Below are 24,225 nucleotides of genomic sequence, written 5' to 3'. Positions count from 1 at the left end.
GAAAGAAGTAGAACAACAGAAAAAAACACCAATCGTTGCAACGGGAACAGTAACAGATGCACAAGGTGAACCTTAATTGGAGTTAGCATTCTGGTGAAAGGAACAGCTACTGGTGCGATTACTGATATGGATGGAAATTCAAAATACAAGCTGCCAAAGGTGATGTGTTAGAAATCTCCTATATCGGTTATGCCTCCCAATCAATCACGCTTGCCAACGCCCAACCCCTAAAAGTCACAATGGGTGAAGACACGCAAACCTTGGACGAAGTAGTAGTTACTGCGTTGGGTATCAAACGTGAACAAAAAGCGTTGAGTTATAATGTACAGCAAGTAAAGGGAGAAGCTTTAACAGCGGTGAAAGATGCCAACTTTATCAATTCGCTTGCAGGTAAAGTAGCCGGTGTGCAGATAAGCAGCGGTGCTACAGGTGCCGGTGGTGCTACACGTGTTGTAATGCGTGGTATGAAGTCATTGACCAAGAATAACAATGCTTTATATGTGATTGACGGTGTACCTATGTTTAACACAGGTTCAAGTGGTGGTGACGGTCAGTACGGATCAATGGGTGGTTCTGATGCAGTAGCAGACTTAAACCCGGACGATATAGAAAGTATAAGTATGATGACCGGACCGTCAGCTGCTGCCCTTTATGGCTCTGCCGCAGCCAATGGAGTAGTCCTGGTTAACACAAAGAAAGGGAAAAAAGAAAAGATATCACTTACTGTTTCCAATAGTACGACCTTCTCCAAGGCATATATTATGCCTGAGATGCAGAACAGATACGGAACAAGTTCAGGCTTGTTCAGCTGGGGAGATCTGACAGATAAAAGATATGATCCGAAAGACTTCTTCAATACCGGTAGTAATATTATAAACTCCATTACATTATCGACAGGAAGCGATAAAAATCAGACTTACTTCTCAGCTTCCACGACAAATTCAGATGGTATTTTACCAAATAACAGCTACAACCGCTATAACTTTACCGCACGCAATACAACTAACTTCCTGAATGATAAGCTGACACTGGATATCGGTGCGCAATATATCATACAGAATAATACCAATATGGTATCTCAGGGACAATATTACAATCCCCTACCCGCTTTGTATCTGTTTCCACGCGGAGATAATTTTGATGAAATCCGCCTGTACGAACGTTACGATACAAATTACGGATTTATGAAACAATACTGGCCTTATGGCGACGGCGGACTGTCTTTGCAGAATCCTTACTGGACTCAAAACCGCATCAGACGTACCTCTGACAAAAAACGCTATATGCTGAATGCCTCTCTGAAATGGAAAGTTACAGACTGGTTAAATATCACCGGACGTGTCAATTTGGACAACTCGGATTATCGTAACAAAACAGAAAAATACGCTTCAACACTTGCCACTTTCTGCTCTGTCAATGGTGGTTTTGAAGATGCTATGCGTCAGGAACGTTCTTTATATACCGATTTAATGGCTACTGTTGATAAAACATTCGGAGATTTCCGTCTGAATACCAATATAGGTATGTCACTTTATCACACTTCCATGCAGACAATCGGCTTTGCTGGTGACCTGATTATACCTAACTTCTTTGCACTGAATAATATTAATTACGCTGCAAACTATAAACCACTACCGGACGGATACGATGACGAAGTACAAAGTATATTCGCTAATGTCGAATTAGGATGGAGAAGTCAACTTTACCTCACGTTGACCGGACGTAATGACTGGGATTCCAAACTGGCTTTCTCCAATCAGTCTTCATATTTCTACCCTTCTGTCGGCTTATCGGCTGTACTGACGGAAATGTTCACTCTGCCTAAAATCATATCTTATGCAAAAGTACGTGGTTCTTACACAGTTGTAGCCTCTTCTTTCGACCGTTACCTGACTAACCCGGGATATGAATATAACAGCCAGACTCACAACTGGGCAAACCCGACAGTTTACCCGATGGATAATCTGAAACCGGAGAAAACCAAATCATGGGAAATCGGTCTGAACTTGAAGTTCTGGGAAAACCGCTTCAATCTGGACGCAACCTATTATCGTTCCAATACTTTAAACCAGACATTTAAAGTAGATATTCCCTCTTCCTCCGGATATAATAAGGCAATCGTTCAGACTGGTAATGTACAAAACCAAGGAATCGAACTGGCGCTCGGCTTCACCGACGAATGGGCAGGATTCAGATGGGCATCAAATGCTACTTTCACTCTGAACCGCAACAAGGTAAAACGTCTGGCAGGCGGTAGCACCAACCCTGTAACGGGCGAACTGATCGATATGCCAAACATGCCTGTAGGATGGCTTGGTAAAGAGAATGTAGCTCCCCGAGTAATCTTGACAGAAGGAGGTACAATGACCGACATATACGTGTACAATGAATTAACCAAAGATAATAACGGAAATATAAAAGTGGATGCTCAGACCGGAGGACTTAGTATGCATACGGCAGAGACTCCTACCAAAGTCGGAAATTTGAACGCCAACTATAATTTAGGCTGGACCAACAATTTCACTTACAAAGGAATCAATATGGGAGTCGTACTTTCCGCACGTGTAGGTGGTCTGGCATACTCAGCCACGCAAGGTGTTCTGGACTACTATGGCGTATCAAGTATCACGGCAAATGCACGTGACAATAAAGGTGTACCAATGAATAACGGAAAAGTAGATACACAGAAATACTATCAGACCATCGGTACCGGTGAAGGCGGTTACGGAAGATACTATTTATACAGTGCCACCAATGTCCGTCTTCAGGAACTCAGTCTTAGCTATACACTTCCCAAGAAATGGCTGAACAATGTAGCCAATGTAACCTTCGGGCTTGTAGGACGCAACCTGTGGATGATCTATTGCAAAGCACCGTTTGACCCTGAATTGTCTGCTTCTACATCCAGTAACTACTATATGAATGTGGACTACTTCATGCAACCAAGCATGCGCAATATAGGATTTAATGTAAAAGTACAATTCTAAATTAATGAGAAAATTATTATGAAGAAATATCTAAGAAATATAACAGTCGGTACTGCTTTGGTATTAGTTGCCGGGAGTTGTACCGGTAATTTTGAAGAATACAACACCAATCAATTCCAGATTCATGAAGCTGACCCTTCTACTTTGATGAAGTCAATGATTGAGACGATCGTAAACATTCAACAGAATGACTCGCAGATGATGGATCAGATGGTCGGTCAGTTAGGAGGCTATCTGACATGTGCGAATGTATGGAGCGGCACTAACTTCGGCACATTCAATCAAAGTGATGCCTGGAATGCAGGTCCCTGGAATACTAATTTCGAGAAAATATACGGTAATTTCTTCCAGATACAGGAAGCAACTAATGAAAGCGGGCACTATTATGCTTTTGCACGTATGATACGGGCCATAACCATGCTGCGTGTTGCCGATTGTTACGGTCCGATGCCCTACAGTCAAGTGAAAAAAGGTAACTTCTATGTAGCTTATGACACAGAAGAACAAGTCTATAAGAATATAATGGAAGATTTTGCAAGCGCTGCCAACGTACTCTATAACTATTACAAAGATACCAATGGTAACGCACCGCTCGCCAGCAACGACCCTATATTCAGCGGCAATTATGCCAACTGGGCAAGACTCGCAAATTCCATGCGACTGAGGGTGGCTATCCGCATCAGTACAGCATATCCGGAGATGGCAAAAGAAAATGCGGAAGCTGCCGCATTTCATGAAGCCGGACTGATCGAAGCAAATAATGACAATGCCATGATGGATTGCGGCTCGCAGACAAACCCTTACCAATTGGCAGCTGTAAGCTGGGGTGATTTGCGTGTCAATGCCAATATCGTTGATTATATGAACGGATACGGTGATCCGCGTATGTCTAAATACTTCAACCATTCAACATTCACTGGTCACACTCAGGAATATGTGGGCATGCGCTCCGGAGAAGATGGTTTTGCCAAAAGTGACGTTGCAGGTTATTCCATACCGGCCATCACAGGAACTTCAAAGCTATTGGTATTCTGCGCTGCTGAAACAGCATTCCTCCGTGCGGAAGGCAAACTGAAGAACTGGTCTGTCGGCAATAAATCGGCTAAAGAGTACTATGAAGAAGGAATCAAACTCTCCATGGAACAGTACGGCACAACAATGCCTGACAATTATCTGACAAATACCGAAAAACCGACAGTATCACATAATAATGATCCCAGAGGCCATGCATATACCATCTCCAACACCGTTGCCGTTGCATGGAATGACAACAATGAAGAAGAAAATCTTCAGCGTATCATTACTCAGAAATGGATAGCCAACTATCCGTTGGGACTGGAAGCATGGGCTGAATATCGCCGTACCGGTTATCCGGAACTCTATCCTTGCATCGACAATCTGTCTCCATCAGGAGTAGACAGCAAGCGTGGTATGCGTCGTCTGAGATTCCCTTACACGGAAGTACAGAACAACCATTCCAATTATCAGCAAGGTGTTTCGTATCTGAAAAATGGTGGTCCGGATAATGAAGCCACAGATTTGTCGTGGGGAAAAACTAATTAATATAACCTCCTAACTAGAATTAATATGAAAAAGAATTATTTACTATATTTTTTATTGTTAGCGTTGAGCACCCCAATATGGGTGAGCTGTAATGACTGGACAGAATCAGAAGCAAAAGATTACTTCGAAGGTCCTTCAGAAGAATACTATGCAGCCCTGCGCGCATATAAAAAGTCTGATCATCCCAAAGCTTTCGGATGGTTCGGCAACTGGACAGGCGAAGGCGCTTCATTAGTAAACAGCATGGCAGGAATCCCGGATAGCGTGGATGTCGTTTCCATCTGGGGGAATTGGTCGAATATTACAGAAGCGCAAAAGAAGGATCTCAAGTTCTGTCAAGAAGTAAAAGGAACTCGCTTCACCATGTGCTTTATCATCACTTCGGTAGGTACACAGATCACTCCACAACATATATATGACAATTGGGAGTCAATGGGATTCGCAAGCCAACAGGAAGCTGTTAATGATTTCTGGGGCTGGCCTTCGGACGAGTCTGATAAAGAAGCCGTCGAAGCATCTATCCGCAAATATGCAAATGCTATCGCTGATACGATCAACAAATACGGCTATGACGGATTCGATATCGACTACGAACCAAACTATGGTAATAAAGGTAACATTGTGGACGACGATGACAGAATGTTCATATTCGTAGACGAACTTGGCAAACACTTCGGTCCTAAATCGGGAACCGGCAAGTTATTGATCATTGACGGCGAACCGCAAAGTATAAAGAACAGACCCGATGTAGGCCCTTACTTTGATTACTTTATCATTCAGGCCTATAAACCCGGTAATGACAACAATCTGGACAAACGTCTGATAGACGGTGGTGTAGCAGGTCCGGGACTCGTTCAGACTTACGGTAGCGTAATGTCCGAAGAGCAAATCACAAAGATGACCATCATGACCGAAAACTTTGAGGCTGTAGATGCTGCTATGGATGGCGGATATCCTTATACCGACCGTTATGGCAACAGCATGAAATCTTTGGAAGGAATGGCACGCTGGCAACCGAAAAATGGTTTCCGTAAAGGCGGAGTAGGAAGCTATCATATGGAAGCAGAGTATCCGACAAATCCGGAATACAAGAATCTACGCAAAGCTATCCAGATTATGAATCCTTCTACCAAACCGTTAATTAAATATTAATTCACTATGAAACAGATTAAAAACATAAGAAACTTCTTGTTGATATCGCTTATCGCAGGCGGTACATGGATCGGCTGTGACGATGCGAATTATAGTACATTGGACACGCACGTCTTCTTCGAAGAAGCTTTAACTGCAACAAGCACCAAAGTGACTGTTATGGGCAGCGGTGAAACCAATGTCACACTGAACGCGCATATCAGCAATACACAACAGAAAGACAACAGCTATAGTCTGGCAATAGATCAGGCTGCTCTTGACGCATACAACAAGGCTAATGGTACAAACTACATCGCATTGCCGGAAACCCATTACACCCTTCCGGACAATATTACGATTAAGGCAGGTGCTTATAATGCAGATCCTATTTCCATACATATCAAAGCATTCTCCGAGGAAATGAATGCATCCGGTGAATCATATGCTTTACCCGTACGCCTGGTAGCCAAACAAGGTAGTATTGATGTAATGCCTGTTACCGGCAGCTTGGTGATTCTTGCCAATAGTATCATGGAATTTTCCGCCCCGCAATTTGTCGGAAGTACAGAACTCGTAGCCAAGAAATTCTCTGAAGCTCCTGAAACCTACAACGAGTTTACTGTCGAAGTTCGTTTCCAGGTAAGCAATACTGCCAATCGTAACCGTGCAGTATTCAGCACATCCGGCAGCGACGGCAAGAGCTTGTTATTGCGTTTCGAAGATCCGCAAAGCGACAATAGTGACCACAAAGCTCACTCATTAGTTCAGATTCAGACTCATGAAACCTATCTGAATCCGACCTACTCTTTCGAACCTAATAAGTGGCAACATCTTGCTGTGACATACAATGGTTCTAAATATCGTATCTATATTAACGGTAAAGACGGAGGTTCAAAAGACGTTGCCGGCGGACCTTGTATATTTGGTAATATGAGTTGGTTCAGTGGCGGTAGCTGGTGGAGCGGATGTAAAATCTTGGTAAGTGAAGCCCGTATCTGGTCTGTATGCCGGTCGGAAATTCAGATTCAGAACAACATGACTATCACAAGTCCAAAATCTCCGGGATTAGAAGCTTATTGGAGATTCAATGAAGGTAAAGGTAATGTATTTGAAGATGCTACCGGTAAAGGGCATACTATTACCACAACAGTCACTCCTGTGTGGATAGATAAGATTCTGTCTACAGATGAAGCTACTCCATGGAAATAAAATGATGGTACAATTTTAATATAGTTACTATGAATAAAGTATTTCAATCAATAATCATTACACTCATGAGTGCAATGATCCCTTTCTTCTCATCTTGCAGCGATGATGATTCGGTCAACGAATGGGATATGAGCTATGTTTCTTTATTGCCGGCAGATTATTTGAGACCGACTCCTTCGTTTACACTAAAGCATGTGGAAGAAGAAGGTATTGAAGGCAGTGTTGAGTTTCAGTTTATGGCTACAACACAAAAAGCTGTTGCTCAGGATATAAATGTAAATATTGACGCTACCTGTGATGGAATCTCAGCAGATAAGATCAACTTAACTTCCAAAACAGCCGTAATAAAGGCAAATGCTACAGCTTCAGAACCTATTACCTTAAGTATTACGGACTGGGATGAGTTGGAAAGTATCAAAGGAGAGGCAAACTATACTCTGAGAATAAAAATAACAGGTATAGAATCAACAGCAACAGATGTTGCCAATGCAGCATACTATCAGGAGATAGTGCTGAAAATCTCTAAAAGCGCTGAAAGGAAAAAGGAGAATGTACTGCTCACCAATGCTAAAGACTGGATCTTCACCTTTATGGAAGGAGTAGAAAATCCTGAATCAAACTCGGTCGCAGGAACAGGAAGCAGTGATGTTGCGACCAACGGAATACCTTTCTGGTTGACTGTTGACCTAAAAACAGTGAAAACTCTGACAGGCATTCAAACCAGACATTGGGGAGCTGGATATGCTCCTACGAAAGTCGAGATATTCACATCTGAAGATGGCGAAAAATGGGTATCCATCGGTCAATGGACTACAAAGGGAGGAACTCAGACTATCACATTTGAAGAAAGTGTCAAAACACGCTATCTGAAGTATCAGATGATCACTGTTCCCGGTCGTGTAGATATTACAAGATTCTATATATATTCTTGGGAATAAGTGTATGGAATAAGTTTTCCATCAATAAAATACCGGACAAGAGCAGACTTACAAGAAAAATGTATAAGTTTGCTCTTGTTTTTATATAGAGCTACAATCCACCTTTAGCAAACATAAATTAGATAAAATGAAAAAACATCATCTATTAGGAGTCATTCTTTTATGCAGTGGACTATTTTCCTGTTCTTCAGGAGTTATTCAGCAGGCAAACTACGAAGTTATTCCTCTGCCTCAGGAAATCAAAATTACGACCGGAAACTTTGTACTAAATGACCGTACTTCCATCGTCTATCCGAAAGATAACAAGGAAATGCAGCAAAATGCAAATCTGTTGGCGGAATACATTCATCAGATGTCCGGCAAAAAGCTGAAAGTCACTGACGAGCTAGTCACTTCAAACGCAATAATCTTAGCAACAGGTCTGAATGCAGACAATGCCGAAGCATATCAACTAAAAGTAACCCAAGACAACGTAACCATCACAGGTACTTCAGAAGCAGGAACTTTTTATGGCATACAGACTTTACGGAAGTCACTCCCAATTACAAACAAAGGAGACATAAGCCTTCCTGCTGCCGAAATTAACGACTATCCACGTTTCTCCTATCGCGGAGTACATTTAGATGTTTCACGCCATTTCTTCCCGGCCGACTCTGTCAAACGCTTTATTGATATGATGGCTTTACACAATATCAACCGTCTTCACTGGCATCTGACCGATGATCAGGGATGGAGAATTGAAATCAAAAAACGTCCGGAGTTGACCACTATCGGTTCCAAACGCTCGGAGACAGTCATCGGACATAATTCTGGAGAATATGACGGCATTCCCTATAGCGGTTTTTACACACAGGATGAAGCTAGGGAGATTGTAAAATATGCACAGGAACGCCATATCACAGTAATACCGGAAATTGACCTTCCGGGACATATGCAGGCTGCGCTTGCTGCTTACCCCGAATTGGGTTGCACGGGCGGCCCCTATGAAGTATGGAAAATGTGGGGAGTATCAGAAGATGTGCTCTGTGCCGGAAATGACAAGACACTGACATTTATAGAAGATGTCCTGAATGAAATTATAGATATTTTCCCATCCGAATATATTCATGTCGGCGGTGATGAATGCCCGAAGGTACGTTGGGAGAAATGCCCGAAATGTCAGGCACGTATCAAGGAACTGGGACTAAAAGCCGATAAAGATCACACAGCCGAACAAAGGCTTCAGAGTTATATCATTAATTATGCTGAACAGTTTCTTAACGGCAAGGGACGTCAGATCATTGGTTGGGAAGAAATACTGGAAGGAGGACTGGCACCCAATGCCACTGTGATGTCATGGAGAGGTATAGAAGGAGGAATTGAAGCAGTGAAGCATAAACATGACGCAATCATGACACCCAGTTCATTCCTGTACTTCGATTACTATCAGACCATGGATACAGACAATGAACCGCCTGCTATCGGAGGGTATGTACCTTTAGAAAAGGTATATAGCTACGAACCGGTTCCTCAGATACTCACTCCCGAAGAAGCTAAGCATATCGTAGGCATACAAGCCAACTTATGGACGGAATATATCCCTACTTATAGTCAGGTAGAATATATGGAACTACCCCGTATGGCCGCATTATCAGAAGTACAGTGGACTATGCCGGAGAAAAAGGAATATGCGGATTTCCTGAAACGATTACCCGGACTGATCGCTGTCTATGACATCAATCAATATAACTATGCCAAACATATCTTCCAGGTAAATTCCCAATATATCCCTGATACCGAAGCCAACGTATTGAATGTTGCCTTATCCACTATTGATAATGCTCCGGTCTACTATACACTCGATGGCAGTGACCCCACAGCCAGTTCCAATATATACACGGACACACTGAAAATCGGCCAAAGCTGCACACTGAAAGCAATCACTATCCGTCCCAACGGCAGTAGTGCAGTGTTGAAAGAGGATATCAAATTCAACAAAGCCACCATGAAGCCGATCACCATGCAGCAGCCCATTAATGAAAAGTATAAATTCGAAGGAAAGAATACACTCATTGACGGACTGGCAGGAAGCAGAAATTACCGTACCGGACGATGGATTGCCTTCTATCAGAACGATCTTGAAGCAGTGATTGACCTGCAACATGAGACTCCGATAAGCAAAGCATGGGTACGCACCTACGTAGAAATAGGAGAAGAAATTCTTGATTTACGCGAACTTTCCGTAGCCGTATCAAACGATGGAAAAGAGTACAAAGAAGTAAAATCCGAAGTTTACCCCGCCGTCAGTAAGGAAGATAAGAATGGCATCTATACCCATGAACTTTCTTTCGATACAGTGCAGGCACGTTATGTGAAAATAACAGCCCGTCCGGAATATAACCTACCGGTATGGCATTGGGGTAAAGGAAGACCGGCATTTATATTCGTAGATGAAATAGGGCTGGAATAAAACTTAAAAAGGTATGTCGCTGGGCGACATACCTTTTTTTAACATTCTCTTTATCCTCTTTATTTTTTAGACAATCGAATAATCCGTCCTTCCTTCTTATAGCTGAAGTGATTTGTATGCATCAATACATTCAATATTTCGTCCGGAAGATTATCAGTAGAGAATTCACCGGTAAACCGTTCGGTCTTCAGACTTTCGTCATCATACACAAACTTCAAGTCATATAGTTTCTCCATAATATTTGTAATCTCCAGCAATGAATGTTGCTTGAATTTCAGTTTTCCGTTAATCCACAGAAGAACTTCGGTCGGCTCGGCATATTCTATTAATTCAGCCTGATAGGTCGTTGTATTAATGTTCAACGTTTGTCCCGGTTTCAGCAGATAGCCATTATTGACGGTTCGTGGAGATTCCATTCGTACAGAACCTTGTAAAAGAGTGGTCACTACCCTGTCCTCTTCTTCACGTGCCCGTACATTAAACTTTGTACCCAATACACAAGTCTTAATATGCTTCGTATTTACAATGAATGGAGCATGCTTGTCACGAGCCACTTCAAAGTAAGCCTCGCCCGACAAATCAATCTGACGATCCGTACTCCAGAAAGAGTTACGGTAAATAAGCTTCGTAGATGCATTCAGCCAAACCTTACTACCGTCCGGAAGCACTGTTTGCGCTCTCTGTCCACCGGTAGTCATCACTGTATAATCAGAAAGTTTATTGGAAAGCAATCCCCACGCAATTCCGCCTGCGAAAACAAGACCTGCCAGAAAAGCGGCTGTCGCGGACGCATAACGTCCCCATCGAACCGATATACTTCTTCGCTTGGCTTTTTTCTCCTTTTCACGTACGAGCGACTTAAACTTCGTCAGTGACGCTTCTGTGTCTACAGCATCCATCACTGCCATACGGTCGCCTACAAAAAGGGTATAATATAGCTGCTCTAGTATTTGTCGGTTTTCCGGTGCTTCTTCACACCATAGTTCTACCTGCTGACATTCTTCGTCATTGCATCCTCCCCTCAGGTAGTTCATCAAGATAGATTCATCCATGTTCAATCATCCTTTTACTATAAAAAAATATAATACCTCTGTTATTAATACAGTTGGCAGCGCAAATATACTAAACTAAAAAAGAAAAAAATATTTTCTCCCGTTTTATTTCGTTTCTTTCATTGCTTTCATTATTTTTGCTCTGCATAAAAAATAATGAAGAATGCAACAACCTCCTATATACCTAGATATTAACAATAATAAATCTATCATCAATGCCTTGAAAGCAGGCGAAGAATATGTATTCGACGCTGTCTACAGGTATTATTTCCGTAGATTGTGCGCCTTTTGTTCGCAATATGTCAGCGAGCAGGAGGAGATTGAGGAGATTGTACAGGACACGATGATGTGGTTATGGGAAAACCGCTGTAGTCTTATGGAAGAGCTTACATTGAAAACGCTTCTCTTTACTATTGTCAAAAACAAAGCTCTGAACCGTATTTCCCATTTCGAGATCAGACGAAAAGTACATCAGGAGATTACAGAAAAATTCGAGAAAGAATTCGACAATCCTGACTTTTATCTGGAAAATGAGTTGTTCCGCCTTTATGAGAATGCTCTGAAACAGCTTCCCAAAGATTATCGGGAAGCATACGAAATGAATCGTAATCACCGGATGACCCATAAAGAAATTGCAGAAAAGCTGAACGTCTCTCCCCAAACCGTTAACTATCGTATCGGACAGGCTTTAAAGCTATTACGCATTGCCCTAAAAGACTATTTGCCTTTATTTATTCTTTATTTCGGGCTTGACATATTCAAACAATCATGAAACAATTCATATCAAAAGCATGAGTGAACTCCTAGTCTATAAAGCCTCGGCAGGTTCAGGCAAAACCTTTACCCTTGCAGTGGAATACATAAAGTTGCTGATACTGAATCCACGTGCCTACCGGCAGATTCTCGCTGTTACCTTTACCAATAAGGCAACAGCAGAAATGAAAGAACGTATTCTCAGTCAGCTATACGGCATTCAGATCGGTGACAAAGATTCCGAGGCCTACCTGAACCGCATCAAAGAAGAAACAAAGAGGACAGAACAGGAAATACGGGAAGCCGCAGGAATCGCCCTCGGATATATGCTGCACGACTACAGTCGTTTCCGTGTAGAAACCATCGATTCTTTTTTCCAGTCCGTCATGCGCAATCTGGCTCGTGAGCTAGAACTCAGTCCGAATCTGAATATCGAACTGAACAATGCGGAAGTACTCAGTGATGCGGTGGACAGCATGATTGAGAAACTGGGTCCCACCTCTCCTGTCCTCGCATGGCTGTTAGACTACATCAACGAACGAATAGCTGATGACAAACGCTGGAATGTATCGGATGAAGTCAAAAATTTCGGGCGCAACATCTTCGACGAAGGATATATAGAAAAAGGTGAAGGTCTCCGCCAGCGCCTCCGCAATCCGGATACCATCAAAGAATACCGCAAGCAGCTGAAAGCTTTGGAAACAGAAATCCTGGAGCAAATGAAAGGATTCTATGACCAGTTTGAAGGAGAACTGGAAGGACACGCCCTTACCGCAGATGAACTAAAAAACGGTTCACGGGGAATCGGCAGCTATTTCCGTAAGCTGAACAATGGCATTCTAAGTAATGACATCCGCAATGCCACTGTAGAGAAATGCCTGGAAGATGCCAAACACTGGGCTACTAAAACATCTCCACGGTTTGCCGATATTATTGATCTTGCGAAATCCAGCCTGATGCAGATGCTGGAGGATGCGGAGAAGCTGCGTTCTAAAAACAATCTCCTGCTAAATAGTTGCCGGCTTTCCCTGCAGCATCTCAACAAGGTACAGCTTCTCGCCAATATCGACGAAGAAGTGCGACAGCTGAACCATGACAACAACCGGTTCCTTTTATCAGATACCAATGCCCTGCTCCATCAACTGGTTAAGGACGGAGATTCCTCTTTCGTGTTCGAAAAGATAGGAACCAACATCCGCAATGTCATGATCGACGAGTTTCAAGACACCAGCCGGATGCAATGGGGAAATTTCAAACTGCTCCTGCTCGAAGGGCTTTCACAAGGAGCAGACAGCCTGATAGTAGGAGACGTCAAACAGTCCATCTACCGCTGGCGAAACGGTGACTGGGGAATCCTTAACGGTCTGAACGACCGCATCGAGCATTTCCCCATCAAGGTAAAGACCTTAGCCACCAACCGGAGAAGTGAGACCAATGTCATCCGGTTCAACAACCAAATATTCACTGCTGCTGTAAATTACCTGAACGAAGTATACAAAAAACAGTTGGGCAAAGATTGCGATGATCTTCAGAAAGCCTATGCCGATGTGGTACAGGAATCTCCGCGAAGTGTACAGAAAGGATATGTCAAAGCCACTTTTCTGGAACCGGACGAAGCGCATGACTATACAGACCAGACGCTGATAAGTCTCGGTGAAGAAGTAGAGCATCTGCTTTCTTCCGGTGTACGGCTGAATGACATAGCTATCCTTGTACGCAAGAACAAAAGTATTCCCCGCATCGCGGACTACTTCGACAAAGAGTTACATTATAAAATTGTATCAGACGAAGCCTTCCGCCTCGATGCCTCTCTTGCCATCTGCATGATGATAGACGCACTGCGATTTCTATCCGACGAGAGCAATAAAATTGCACGGGCCCAACTGGCAATAGCCTATCAGAACGAAGTTCTGCAAAAGAATCTGGACTGGAACACCCTTCTGCTCCTTCCGATAGAAAACTATCTGCCGCCCGCATTTCTTGAAAAGCAGAAAGAACTCCGTCTCATGCCTCTCTACGAATTGCTGGAAGAACTATTCAGCATCTTCGAAATGAGTCACATTGAAGAACAGGATGCCTATCTGTTTGCCTTCTTCGATGCCGTAACGGATTATTTGCAAAGTAACTCCTCGGAGCTCGACGGTTTTATCCGCTACTGGGATGAGACGCTGTGCAGCAAAACCATTCCCAGCGGTGAAGTGGAAGGTATCCGAATCTTCTCCATCCACAAATCCAAAGGATTGGAATTTCATACAGTACTCCTTCCCTTCTGCGACTGGAAACTGGAGAATGAAACGAATAACCAACTGGTATGGTGTGCCCCTCAGGAAGCTCCGTTCAATGCCATGGATATCCTTCCCATCAATTACTCGACACAAATGGCCGAATCTATCTATGGGAACGATTATCTGCTGGAACGTCTTCAACTGTGGGTAGACAATCTCAACCTGCTTTATGTAGCCTTCACCCGTGCCGGAAAGAATCTGATCATCTGGAGCAAGAAAGGACAAAAAGGAACCATGTCCGAACTGTTGGCCAATACACTGCCTGTAGTTGCCCTCAAAGAAGGCCTCGACTGGGAGGAGGACTGCTATGAGCAAGGAGAACTCTGTCCTTCGGAAGAAGAAAAAGCAAAAACTTCGACTAATAAACTGACTCAGAAGCCAGATAAGTTGCCTGTCCACATGGAGTCCATGCGTCATGAGATTGAATTCCGTCAATCCAACCGCTCCGCCGATTTCATTCAGGGGATCGAGGAAGAAGAATCGGATGACCGTTTCATTCATCGCGGACGTATGTTGCACACGCTATTTTCTGCCATAGAAACAGCAGAAGATATTGATCCGGCTATTGAGCGCCTCATTTTCGAAGGGGTCATCGCCAGCAGCGAAAAGGCCGAAGAAATACGGGAAGTAGCCCGAAAAGCATTCTCCTCCCCGGAGATTCAGAACTGGTATTCGGGTGAATGGACTCTGTTTAACGAATGTGCCATCATTTACAAAGAAAAAGGGGTGTTGCAAACCCGACGTCCCGACCGTGTAATGATGAAAGACGGTCAAGTAGTTGTAGTTGACTTCAAATTCGGTAAAGAGAACCTCCAATATAACAAACAAGTAAAAGGATATATGCAACTGCTTACTAAGATGGGATATAAAAATATCACCGGCTACCTGTGGTACGTAGATGAAGAGCTAATTGTAAAAGTGAAATAATGAAAGCCGCACCGCTCATAGGAATTAGCCGCCATCGGCTCAGTACTGATGGAGAGGGAGTCACTACTCTGGTGGCTTTCCATGGCTGCCCGCTGCGCTGCAAATATTGCCTCAATCCGCAATCTCTGCACTCAGAAGGTATATGGAAGAACTATGACTGCGAGCAGCTTTATGAGGAAGTCCGACAGGATGAATTATACTTTCTAGCCACTAACGGAGGCATTACATTCGGAGGCGGAGAACCTTGTTTACAGAGCGATTTCATTTATGAATTCCGTCAACTCTGTGGACAGGAATGGCAGCTTTCCGTAGAAACGTCACTCAATGTAACGCAAGAGAATATAGAGAAACTAGTACCTGTTGTCGATTCTTATATCATCGATATCAAAGACATTAATAATACCATATACCAGAAGTACACCGGAAAAAATAATGAAAAAGTCCTGCATAATCTTCAATATTTGATTGAGCACGGAAAAAACGAACAAATCATTGTCCGTACCCCCGTCATTCCCGCATACAATACAGAGAACGACGTCGATAATAGCATCCGTTTACTGAAAGAAATGGGAATCATCCAATTCGATCGGTTTACTTATAAAACACCTAACAATTGTCAGCCATGAAACGAGGAAAACAAACCTGCAAGATATTAAAGGATATCCGCAGACAAATAGCAGAAGCTAATGATATTGAGTTCATTACTTCCGAGTGTCAATATCAGGGTGATTGTCTGGGCACTTGTCCCAAATGCGAAGCCGAAGTACGTTATCTGGAACAACAGTTGGAACGTAAACGGATGGCTGGAAAAGCCATAACTATATTGGGGATATCTGCCGGACTGGTAGCAATGGCACCGATGACTTCATGTAGTAGTTCTCCTAATAAAGGAACTAACCAGGAAACTATCAGTGACTCTACCAATGCTAGTGTAATGTTTGGAGAAATATGCCCGACTCCTGTAGAAGATACTATACCTATGGTAGAGAAAGATACAGTAAACAAACAAGAATTACCTGAACTACCCCAAGAGATGGGATTAATTGAGATTACTCCTATATCAGGCGATATAATAACGGTAAAAGACTCGCTTTCTGAAAAAGATTCGCTTACCGATGTATTAGAAGTGGCTGCTGTCATGCCTGAATTTCCGGGAGGAGCACGAGAACTAATGAAATTCATTAGTGCAAACATAAGATACCCCTCAATGTCCCAGGGAGGTGTATGTCAAGGCCGCGCCATTGTACAATTTATCGTAGATAAAGAAGGAAATATAGTTCAACCCAAAGTTGTACGTGGTGTAGATCCTTATCTGGATAAAGAAGCATTACGTGTCGTCGGTCTTATGCCTAAATGGAAACCGGGAGAACTGGATGACGGAACGAAAGTAGCCGTCCGCTTTACGATTCCTGTAATGTTCAGGCTGCAATAAACAAATATCTAAGATAGAAAAAACTTATAATTGATATGCAATCATTTCTCCAACTAGTCGCTCACGATTTATATGCCAAGATAGGAAACGATCTGTCTCGTACAGTACTCGTCTTCCCTAACAAGCGTGCCAACTTATTCTTCAACGAACATCTGGCAGGAGAATCCGACCAACCGATCTGGTCTCCTGCCGCAATGAGTATCAGCGACCTGTTCAGGAAGTTATCTGTACAGAAAGCGGGTGACCCTATCCGGTTGGTCTGCGAACTATATAAAGTATTCCGTGAAGAAACAGAAAGCCAGGAAACACTGGACGACTTCTATTTTTGGGGCGAGCTGCTGATCAGCGATTTCGACGATGTAGATAAAAACCTGGTAGATGCGGATAAGCTCTTCAGTAACTTGCAGGACCTGAAGAATCTGATGGACGATTATGAATTCCTTGATAAAGAGCAGGAAGAAGCGATTCAACAGTTCTTCCAAAACTTCTCTATCGAGCGTCGTACCGTACTCAAAGAGAAGTTTATCTCCCTTTGGGACAAACTGGGTACTATCTACCACCGCTACCGTGAGAACTTAGCGGAACTCGGAATAGCCTATGAAGGAATGTTATATCGCAATGTAATCGAGCAACTCGATACCACCCGATTGAAATACGACAAATATATCTTTGTCGGCTTCAACGTGCTCAACAAAGTAGAGACCAAGTTCTTTCAGCTATTACAAGATGCGGATAAAGCCATGTTCTACTGGGATTACGATCTCTTTTATACCAAGCAAATAGTCAAACACGAAGCCGGAGAATTCATCAACCGTAATCTAAAACTATTCCCGAATGAATTGCCCGAAAGTTGTTTCGACACTCTGCGGAAGCCGAAGAACATACGCTATATCTCCGCTTCTACCGAGAACGCGCAAGCCCGCTTTCTTCCGGAATGGGTACAAAGTACTCTTTCCACTGCCAACGAAGAAAAAGAGAACGCCGTAGTCCTCTGCAACGAAGCCCTGCTGCTTCCCGTACTCCACTCCATCCCGCAAGAAGTGAAGAACGTCAACATCACGATGGGTTTCCCGCTTGCACAAACTCCGGTATACAGCTTTATTAATGCCGCTATGGAATTACAAACGAACGGCTACCGTACCGCTACCGGACGTTTCACCTACGAAACCGTATCCGCTATACTGAAGCACCCATATACCCGTCAGCTATCCATCAACGCTGAACCTCTGGAACGGGAACTGACCAAGACTAACCGCTTCTACCCGCTCCCTTCGGAACTGAAAATGGATGATTTCCTGATCAAACTTTTCACTCCCCGAAGCGGCATCAAGGAGTTATGCGACTACCTGACCGAATTAATCAAAGACATCTCCCTTCTCTATCGGGAAGAAAGCGAGTACAACGATATCTTCAACCAACTTTACCGGGAATCCCTCTTCAAGAGCTATACCACCATCAACCGTCTCTATAGCCTGATAGAAACCGGAGAGCTGAATGTACGCACCGACACACTAAGACGCCTGGTCAGCAAAGTGCTGACCGCCTCCAACATTCCTTTCCATGGTGAACCTGCCATTGGTATGCAAGTCATGGGAGTACTGGAAACCCGTAACCTTGACTTTCGCAATATCATCCTTCTCTCTCTCAACGAAGGACAATTGCCTAAATCAGGAGGTGATTCTTCCTTTATTCCCTATAACCTCCGGAAAGCTTTCGGTATGACCACCATCGAACACAAAAATGCGGTCTATGCCTATTATTTCTACCGACTGATACAACGGGCGGAAAACATCACCTTGCTTTACAACACTTCTTCCAATGGGCTGAACCGTGGAGAAGAATCCCGTTTCATGTTACAATTGCTTGTAGAAGGGCCTCACAAGATTACCCGCGAATATCTTGAAGCCGGACAATCTCCTCAAGGTACAACAGATATCAGCATAGAGAAAACTCCGGAAGTATTCGAACGACTTCGCTGCTCTTATGATTGTTCGAATCCCCAATCGTATATACTTTCTCCTTCAGCCCTCAACGCCTATCTCGATTGCCGGCTGAAATTCTATTACCGTTATGTAGCCAGACTAAAAGCACCGGACGAAGTCAGTGCGGAAATCGACTCCGCATTGTTCGGAACCATCTTCCACCTCTCCGCCCAATTAGCTTATACAGACCTGACCGCTAACAGGAAAATAATACAAAAAGAAGATTTGGAACGCTTGCTGCGCAACGAAGTCAAACTACAAAACTATGTTGACCTCGCTTTCAAGCAAGAGCTTTTCAAGGTTCCGGCAGACGAAAAGCCCGAATATAATGGCGTACAACTCATCAACTCCAAAGTAATCGTCTCCTATCTGAAACAACTGCTGAGGAATGACCTGCAATACGCCCCCTTCGAAATGGTCGCCATGGAAAAACCTGTTGCCGAAAAGATAACGATTCAGACCGGTCAAGGTCCGATCACCCTCCGATTGGGAGGAACCATCGATCGTATGGATGCCAAAGACACCACCCTGCGTATTGTAGACTATAAAACCGGAGGAAGCCCCAAGACGCCTGCCAACATCGAGCAACTGTTTACTCCGTCGGAAACGCGTCCCAACTATATCTTCCAGACTTTCCTGTATGCTGCCATTATGAGCCGGCAGCAGTCTCTGAAAGTAGCTCCTTCCCTTCTCTACATCCATCGGGCAGCCTCTGAAAGCTATTCGCCCGTCATTGAAATGGGAGAGCCACGCCAACCGAAGATTCCGGTCAACAACTTTGCCTTTTTTGAAGATGAATTCCGAGAACGTCTGCAAAGACTATTAAAAGAAATATTCGATGAGAATGAGCCTTTCACACAGACAGAAGATACAAAGAAATGTGCTTATTGTGATTTTAAAGCCATTTGTAAACGATAAAATGCTGAAAGAATAATTTATAACTATCAAACAAAACCTGTCCTGTTATTCTGAGCTGTCACTACTTCTCTAAAGTAATGTGCTTAGAAAACAGGACAGGTTTTTATCTTATATCGAACTTATATTAGCTTTCCAACAACGGAATCGAGAAACTGAACGTAGAACCTTCTCCTTTCTTCGAAGTGAACCAGAGCTCACCTCCGTTCTTAGTAACAAAGTCCTTACAGAGCAGCAGTCCGAGTCCCGAACCTTCTTCATTATTTGTACCGAAAGTACTGAAATGCGTATCGGTATGCAACAATTTCTTCTGATTTTCTTCATCAATACCACACCCGCTATCCTTCACGCTAACTATCGCCATGCTATCTTCTTCTCTCAGTGATACCAAGACTTCCGATCCCTCGTTACTGAACTTGATTGCATTACTTATCAAGTTACGGATAACCGTCTTAATCATATCAATATCCGCACGTACTTCCATACGATCTTCAGGTATTTCCACAGCAATGTGGATATTCTTCAGCCCGGCTACCATTGTAAAGATCTCGCTCACTCCTTCCACTACTTCTACCATATCGATATTCTGGTAAACAACTTTCAGCTTACCAATCTGACTCTTCGTCCACTTCAATAAGTTGTCGAGTAAGGAAAATACATCCTCTGTTGTCTGATTGGCCATTGTCAGCAGTTCATACATTTCAGAGCCGATAGTTTCACTCGGTAAGTTCAGAATCAGCATATTGAGCACCATCTTAATAGAGCCCATAGGCGAACGCAGGTCGTGTGCAATCACAGAGTAGAGTTTATCACGTCCTATGATAGTCTTGCGCAACTCTTCTGTTTGTGCTATGATAATTCGTTTGGCTGCCACCAACGAGATCTGATGCGTTACACGAATAATCAGTTCCTCTTTATTAAACGGTTTGGAAATAAAATCGTTACCGCCCACCTGAAATCCTTTCACGATATCCGCCGTACTATTCAAAGCAGTAAGAAAGATCACTGGAATTTCGCTCATTTCTTCATCGGCCTTCATTTGCTGGGCTACTTCGAAACCGCTGATATCCGGCATCATCACATCCAGCAACACAAGATCAGGTTTTTCTTTCTTCACCTGCTCCAAAGCCTGAGTTCCATTGCCTGCTGTTACAATATTGAACTTCTCATTGGTCAGAAGCACCTTCAGCAGAAGGACATTTGAAATTACGTCGTCCACAATAAGGACCTTATATTCGGAAGGATTAATTTCCACATTCATATCATTCTATTTTTTATGTTACATCAGACATTTTTAAAATACTCAATCATACGCTTCAGCCCATCTTCCAGCTCGACGGTAGGCTGCCATCCTAGTTTCTCTTTTGCCAGTTTTATATCTGGCTGACGCTGTTTCGGATCATCGGTCGGCAGAGGTTTAAAAACTATCTTCGAAGTAGAGCCAGTCATCCGGATCACTCTTTCCGCCAATTCAAGAACCGGAAACTCATTCGGATTTCCAATATTTATCGGACCCGTAAAGTCATCTTCCGTATCCATCATCCGCACCATTCCTTCTATCAGGTCATCGATATACTGAAAACTGCGTGTCTGTTTCCCATCACCATATATCGTGATATCTTCATTATTCAGCGCCTGTATGATAAAGTTTGAGACCACACGACCATCATTAGGAAGCATTCTCGGACCATAAGTATTAAAGATACGAATGATCTTGATGCGAGTCTGATTCTGGCGGTAGTAATCCATAAACAAGGTTTCAGCACATCTCTTTCCTTCATCATAACATGAGCGATAACCTACCGGATTCACATTTCCCCAATAGCTTTCCGGCTGAGGATGAATAATTGGATCACCATACACTTCGCTAGTGGAGGCTTGCAGTATTTTGGCATCCAGTCTCATCGCCAGTCCGAGCATATTGATAGCCCCCATCACAGATGTTTTGGCAGTTTGAATCGGATCATGTTGGTAATGAATGGGTGACGCCGGACAAGCCAGATTGTAAATTTCATCCACTTCGGCAGAATAAGGATAAGTAACGTCGTGTCTTACAACTTCAAAATGATGATTTCCCATCAAATGCTTTATATTGTCCTTAGAACCTGTAAAGAAGTTATCCAAACATATAACGTCGTGTCCCTCATTTACAAGTCGAGTACAAAGATGCGAGCCTATAAATCCAGCCCCGCCACTTACCAATATTCTTTTCATCTTCTAATTTTAACTATTGTTTTTCAGAGAAGAGAACTTCCCCGTCTTGTTTATAGAGGCAAATGTAAACGATTTGCTCATAATATACAATTTTAAAGGTGGATATTTTTTAAGAAAAGCAAAAATAAAATAGTTTCAGTTTCCGAAACAACTTTCCTGTGTCAAGTGTTATTAATAGAAACAAACCACTAATTCAATAGGATTATGATAATGAATGAACTTAATACAAACCTGATAGAAGCGGCCAAAGAAAAGTTCCCTGCAAAAGGACAATTGGCAAATATATTAATGGATACCCTTTATATGGGTAAGGAAGCTATCTACCGGAGGCTGCGTGGCGAAGTCCCCTTTACATTTCAGGAAGCAGCCATTATTTCAAAAGAACTGGGGATATCCCTGGACAGAATTGCCGGAGTTAGCTTCAGCAACAATGCAATGTTCGATATCAATGTAGTAGATCATGGCAACCCCTTCGAAACTTACTATGATTTCCTCAACAAGCACGTCAAGTTATTCCATACGCTGCGGGAAGATCCGAATGCCTCATTAGGTACAGCCTCCAATGTAATTCCGCAGACACTATATCTGAAGCACGAACTTCTGGCCAAGTTCCGTTTCTTCAAGTGGATGTATCAGAATGAACATATTAAGTGCAAACATTTCGAAGAACTGGAGATTCCTCAAAAGATAATCAATGTCCAGCAAGATTTTGCGAAACTTTCGCATCATATTCATTCTACCGATTACATTTGGGACAGCATGGTTTTTCTTCATCTTATCAATGATATACAGTATTTTTCCGACATACATCTCATTTCAGACGAAATGAAGCAAAATCTGAAAGAAGAATTGCTGATACTTACAGATGAGTTGGAAAGGCTTGCTATAAAAGGAAAGACAGACTTTGGTAATGATGTGCATATTTATGTGTCACAAATCAACTTCGAGGCGACTTACAGTTATCTCGAGACAAGTACACTACAACTTAGTCTGATACGTGTTTATTCCATTAATTCACTCACTACACAGGACGTTCAGATGTTTCAAAGTCTGAAAGAATGGATTCAGTCATTAAAGAAATTCTCTACACTCATCTCAGAAAGTGGTGAGATGCAACGCATCCAATTCTTTAATCAACAGCGCGAAATCATTGATGCTCTATAGAGTTCTTCCTAATTTCGATAATCGAAACTAACTGAATTTTATAATTCCAAATCATGAAAGTAGACAAGCTTATTGCCTACTTTTTTCCATTATACGTTCTTTTTCTATCTCTATTCTATCAAATGAGAAAAAGCTCTTACTCTTCAGAACTGTTTTCCCACACAAAACTCTCGTTTACATGCCGTAATTTTGCATAGAATGTATCACATAAAGTATTAACGTATATAAAAGAGAACAAACAATGAAAAATGGTATTGTAAACGAGTTGATTACTGCAATGAAAGAACGGATCCCCAAAGGACAAAATCTTGCCAATTCTCTGGCAGACATTTTGTATATGGGTAAAGAAGCCGTCTATCGCAGACTACGGGGTGAAGTAGCTTTTACTATCGACGAAGTAGCCCTTCTGTCTAAAAAACTGGGGATTTCTATTGATCAGATTATAGGTAACCACCTTTCCAATAGAGTTACTTTTGATATGAACCTGCTGCATTCGCCCAACACTTTAGAAAGTTATTATGAGATTATCAGCCGTTATCAGCAGATATTCGATTATGTGAAAGGAGACGATACGACGGAAGTATATACAGCTTCCAATCTTCTTCCCTTCACACTTTATTCATCTTACGAATACATGTCTAAGTTCCGCCTTTGCCGATGGATTTATCAGAACGGGCAAATGAAAACACCGAACTCACTGGCAGAGATGCAGGTAGAAGACAGAATCGTGAAAGCACATAATAAGCTGAGTGAAAGTGTAAAGCAATGTCGGAAGACCTATTTTATCTGGGATAGCAACATCTTTCTTTCCTTTGTCAAAGAGATCAAGTATTTCGCAAGTCTGAATCTGATTACGGAAGACGACGTGGCACACCTGAAAGATGAACTCTACCAATTGCTTTCAGTCATGGAGACACTATCTGTTAAGGGAGAATTCAGTGAGGGGCGAAAAGTCTCTTTCTATCTCTCAAACATTGATTTCGAAGCGACTTACACCTACATAGAGAAACAAGACTACCAAGTCAGTTTGCTCCGGGTGTATTCCATCAATTCGATGGATTCGCAAAGTCCGCAAATCTGTCAGATACAGCGGAACTGGATTCAATCATTGAAACGACATTCCACACTAATTTCAGAAAGTGGAGAAGCCCAGCGTATCGAGTTCCTGCAAAAGCAACGTACAGTGATCGATACTCTCTAAAGTACAAACAGCCCGGATCATTA

General features: G+C 42.8%; 15 protein-coding genes and 1 pseudogene. 13 read left to right on the top strand and 3 right to left on the bottom strand.

What is annotated here, in order from left to right; translation table 11 throughout:
• Window positions 1-31 precede the first annotated feature (31 nt).
• The 6 genes and pseudogenes from HMPREF9007_RS02335 (at window position 32) to HMPREF9007_RS02360 (ending at window position 10,277) form a co-directional block, all read left to right on the top strand.
• Window positions 32-2,987 (top strand): annotated as a pseudogene (locus tag HMPREF9007_RS02335) (SusC/RagA family TonB-linked outer membrane protein).
• An 18-nt stretch (window positions 2,988-3,005) separates the two neighbouring features.
• On the top strand, window positions 3,006-4,550 hold the full coding sequence (locus HMPREF9007_RS02340) for a SusD/RagB family nutrient-binding outer membrane lipoprotein (protein ID WP_008763541.1): 1,545 nt from the start codon (window positions 3,006-3,008) through the stop codon (window positions 4,548-4,550).
• Window positions 4,551-4,574: 24 nt separating this feature from the next.
• Complete coding sequence (locus HMPREF9007_RS02345; protein ID WP_008763540.1) at window positions 4,575-5,702, top strand: glycoside hydrolase family 18; 1,128 nt, start codon at window positions 4,575-4,577, stop codon at window positions 5,700-5,702.
• Window positions 5,703-5,708: 6 nt separating this feature from the next.
• Window positions 5,709-6,890, top strand: a complete 1,182-nt coding sequence (locus HMPREF9007_RS02350; RefSeq protein ID WP_008763539.1) for a DUF1735 and LamG domain-containing protein — start codon at window positions 5,709-5,711, stop codon at window positions 6,888-6,890.
• A 29-nt stretch (window positions 6,891-6,919) separates the two neighbouring features.
• Window positions 6,920-7,828: a DUF4999 domain-containing protein gene (locus tag HMPREF9007_RS02355; protein ID WP_032850749.1), complete on the top strand. Its 909-nt coding sequence runs from the start codon at window positions 6,920-6,922 to the stop codon at window positions 7,826-7,828.
• 127 nt (window positions 7,829-7,955) lie between these two features.
• Entirely contained in the window at window positions 7,956-10,277 is a 2,322-nt protein-coding gene (locus HMPREF9007_RS02360; protein WP_008763537.1) for a family 20 glycosylhydrolase, read from the top strand.
• A 59-nt stretch (window positions 10,278-10,336) separates the two neighbouring features.
• Here HMPREF9007_RS02360 and HMPREF9007_RS02365 read toward each other — a convergent pair whose 3' ends face one another.
• The gene (locus HMPREF9007_RS02365; protein ID WP_008763536.1) at window positions 10,337-11,329 is read right to left on the bottom strand and encodes a FecR domain-containing protein; all 993 of its coding nucleotides are present in this window, start codon (window positions 11,327-11,329) and stop codon (window positions 10,337-10,339) included.
• A gap of 163 nt (window positions 11,330-11,492) precedes the next feature.
• On the opposite strand from HMPREF9007_RS02365, the gene HMPREF9007_RS02370 reads away from it, so the two are divergent.
• The 5 genes from HMPREF9007_RS02370 to HMPREF9007_RS02390 are packed head-to-tail and all read left to right on the top strand — an operon-like array spanning window position 11,493 to window position 19,626.
• Complete coding sequence (locus HMPREF9007_RS02370) at window positions 11,493-12,101, top strand: RNA polymerase sigma-70 factor (protein ID WP_008763535.1); 609 nt, start codon at window positions 11,493-11,495, stop codon at window positions 12,099-12,101.
• 10 nt (window positions 12,102-12,111) lie between these two features.
• Window positions 12,112-15,294 carry a UvrD-helicase domain-containing protein gene (locus HMPREF9007_RS02375; RefSeq protein ID WP_277754716.1) on the top strand — a complete coding sequence of 1,061 codons (3,183 nt, stop codon included), beginning with the start codon at window positions 12,112-12,114 and terminating at the stop codon, window positions 15,292-15,294.
• Entirely contained in the window at window positions 15,294-15,920 is a 627-nt protein-coding gene (locus tag HMPREF9007_RS02380) for a radical SAM protein (RefSeq protein WP_008763533.1), read from the top strand. Before HMPREF9007_RS02375 ends, HMPREF9007_RS02380 begins: the two co-directional genes overlap by 1 nt.
• Window positions 15,917-16,726: an energy transducer TonB gene (locus tag HMPREF9007_RS02385; protein ID WP_008763532.1), complete on the top strand. Its 810-nt coding sequence runs from the start codon at window positions 15,917-15,919 to the stop codon at window positions 16,724-16,726. The genes HMPREF9007_RS02380 and HMPREF9007_RS02385 overlap by 4 nt, the downstream gene beginning before the upstream one ends.
• Window positions 16,727-16,761: 35 nt before the next feature.
• The gene (locus HMPREF9007_RS02390) at window positions 16,762-19,626 is read left to right on the top strand and encodes a PD-(D/E)XK nuclease family protein (protein WP_008763531.1); all 2,865 of its coding nucleotides are present in this window, start codon (window positions 16,762-16,764) and stop codon (window positions 19,624-19,626) included.
• Window positions 19,627-19,750: 124 nt separating this feature from the next.
• Here HMPREF9007_RS02390 and HMPREF9007_RS02395 read toward each other — a convergent pair whose 3' ends face one another.
• Window positions 19,751-20,884: a hybrid sensor histidine kinase/response regulator gene (locus HMPREF9007_RS02395; RefSeq protein ID WP_008763530.1), complete on the bottom strand. Its 1,134-nt coding sequence runs from the start codon at window positions 20,882-20,884 to the stop codon at window positions 19,751-19,753.
• A 23-nt stretch (window positions 20,885-20,907) separates the two neighbouring features.
• Window positions 20,908-21,837, bottom strand: a complete 930-nt coding sequence (locus HMPREF9007_RS02400; protein WP_008763529.1) for a UDP-glucuronic acid decarboxylase family protein — start codon at window positions 21,835-21,837, stop codon at window positions 20,908-20,910.
• A 204-nt stretch (window positions 21,838-22,041) separates the two neighbouring features.
• Here HMPREF9007_RS02400 and HMPREF9007_RS02405 point away from each other — a divergent pair, with 204 nt between their 5' ends.
• Together HMPREF9007_RS02405 and HMPREF9007_RS02410 are read left to right on the top strand one after the other, a co-directional pair.
• Entirely contained in the window at window positions 22,042-23,001 is a 960-nt protein-coding gene (locus HMPREF9007_RS02405) for a hypothetical protein (protein WP_008763528.1), read from the top strand.
• Between the two features lie 241 nt (window positions 23,002-23,242).
• Window positions 23,243-24,202, top strand: coding sequence for a helix-turn-helix domain-containing protein (locus tag HMPREF9007_RS02410; protein ID WP_008763527.1), 960 nt, complete (start codon window positions 23,243-23,245; stop codon window positions 24,200-24,202).
• Window positions 24,203-24,225: the final 23 nt, after the last annotated feature.

The sequence above is a fragment of the Bacteroides sp. 1_1_14 genome (genome assembly GCF_000162515.1).
GTDB lineage: Bacteria > Bacteroidota > Bacteroidia > Bacteroidales > Bacteroidaceae > Bacteroides > Bacteroides thetaiotaomicron.
The sequence above is the reverse complement of the archived record's forward strand: the minus strand, read 5'-3'. Positions and strand labels throughout refer to the sequence as shown.

Bases quoted from the DNA above. Each gene is read 5' to 3' on its own strand.
- HMPREF9007_RS02345 (WP_008763540.1), top strand. From the start codon at position 4,575: ATGAAAAAGAATTATTTACTATATTTTTTATTGTTAGCGTTGAGCACC.
- HMPREF9007_RS02360 (WP_008763537.1), top strand. From the start codon at position 7,956: ATGAAAAAACATCATCTATTAGGAGTCATTCTTTTATGCAGTGGACTA.
- HMPREF9007_RS02385 (WP_008763532.1), top strand. From the start codon at position 15,917: ATGAAACGAGGAAAACAAACCTGCAAGATATTAAAGGATATCCGCAGA.
- HMPREF9007_RS02410 (WP_008763527.1), top strand. From the start codon at position 23,243: ATGAAAAATGGTATTGTAAACGAGTTGATTACTGCAATGAAAGAACGG.
- HMPREF9007_RS02365 (WP_008763536.1), bottom strand. From the start codon at position 11,329: ATGGATGAATCTATCTTGATGAACTACCTGAGGGGAGGATGCAATGAC.
- HMPREF9007_RS02380 (WP_008763533.1), top strand. From the start codon at position 15,294: ATGAAAGCCGCACCGCTCATAGGAATTAGCCGCCATCGGCTCAGTACT.
- HMPREF9007_RS02370 (WP_008763535.1), top strand. From the start codon at position 11,493: ATGCAACAACCTCCTATATACCTAGATATTAACAATAATAAATCTATC.
- HMPREF9007_RS02340 (WP_008763541.1), top strand. From the start codon at position 3,006: ATGAAGAAATATCTAAGAAATATAACAGTCGGTACTGCTTTGGTATTA.
- HMPREF9007_RS02405 (WP_008763528.1), top strand. From the start codon at position 22,042: ATGATAATGAATGAACTTAATACAAACCTGATAGAAGCGGCCAAAGAA.
- HMPREF9007_RS02400 (WP_008763529.1), bottom strand. From the start codon at position 21,837: ATGAAAAGAATATTGGTAAGTGGCGGGGCTGGATTTATAGGCTCGCAT.
- HMPREF9007_RS02390 (WP_008763531.1), top strand. From the start codon at position 16,762: ATGCAATCATTTCTCCAACTAGTCGCTCACGATTTATATGCCAAGATA.
- HMPREF9007_RS02395 (WP_008763530.1), bottom strand. From the start codon at position 20,884: ATGAATGTGGAAATTAATCCTTCCGAATATAAGGTCCTTATTGTGGAC.
- HMPREF9007_RS02350 (WP_008763539.1), top strand. From the start codon at position 5,709: ATGAAACAGATTAAAAACATAAGAAACTTCTTGTTGATATCGCTTATC.
- HMPREF9007_RS02355 (WP_032850749.1), top strand. From the start codon at position 6,920: ATGAATAAAGTATTTCAATCAATAATCATTACACTCATGAGTGCAATG.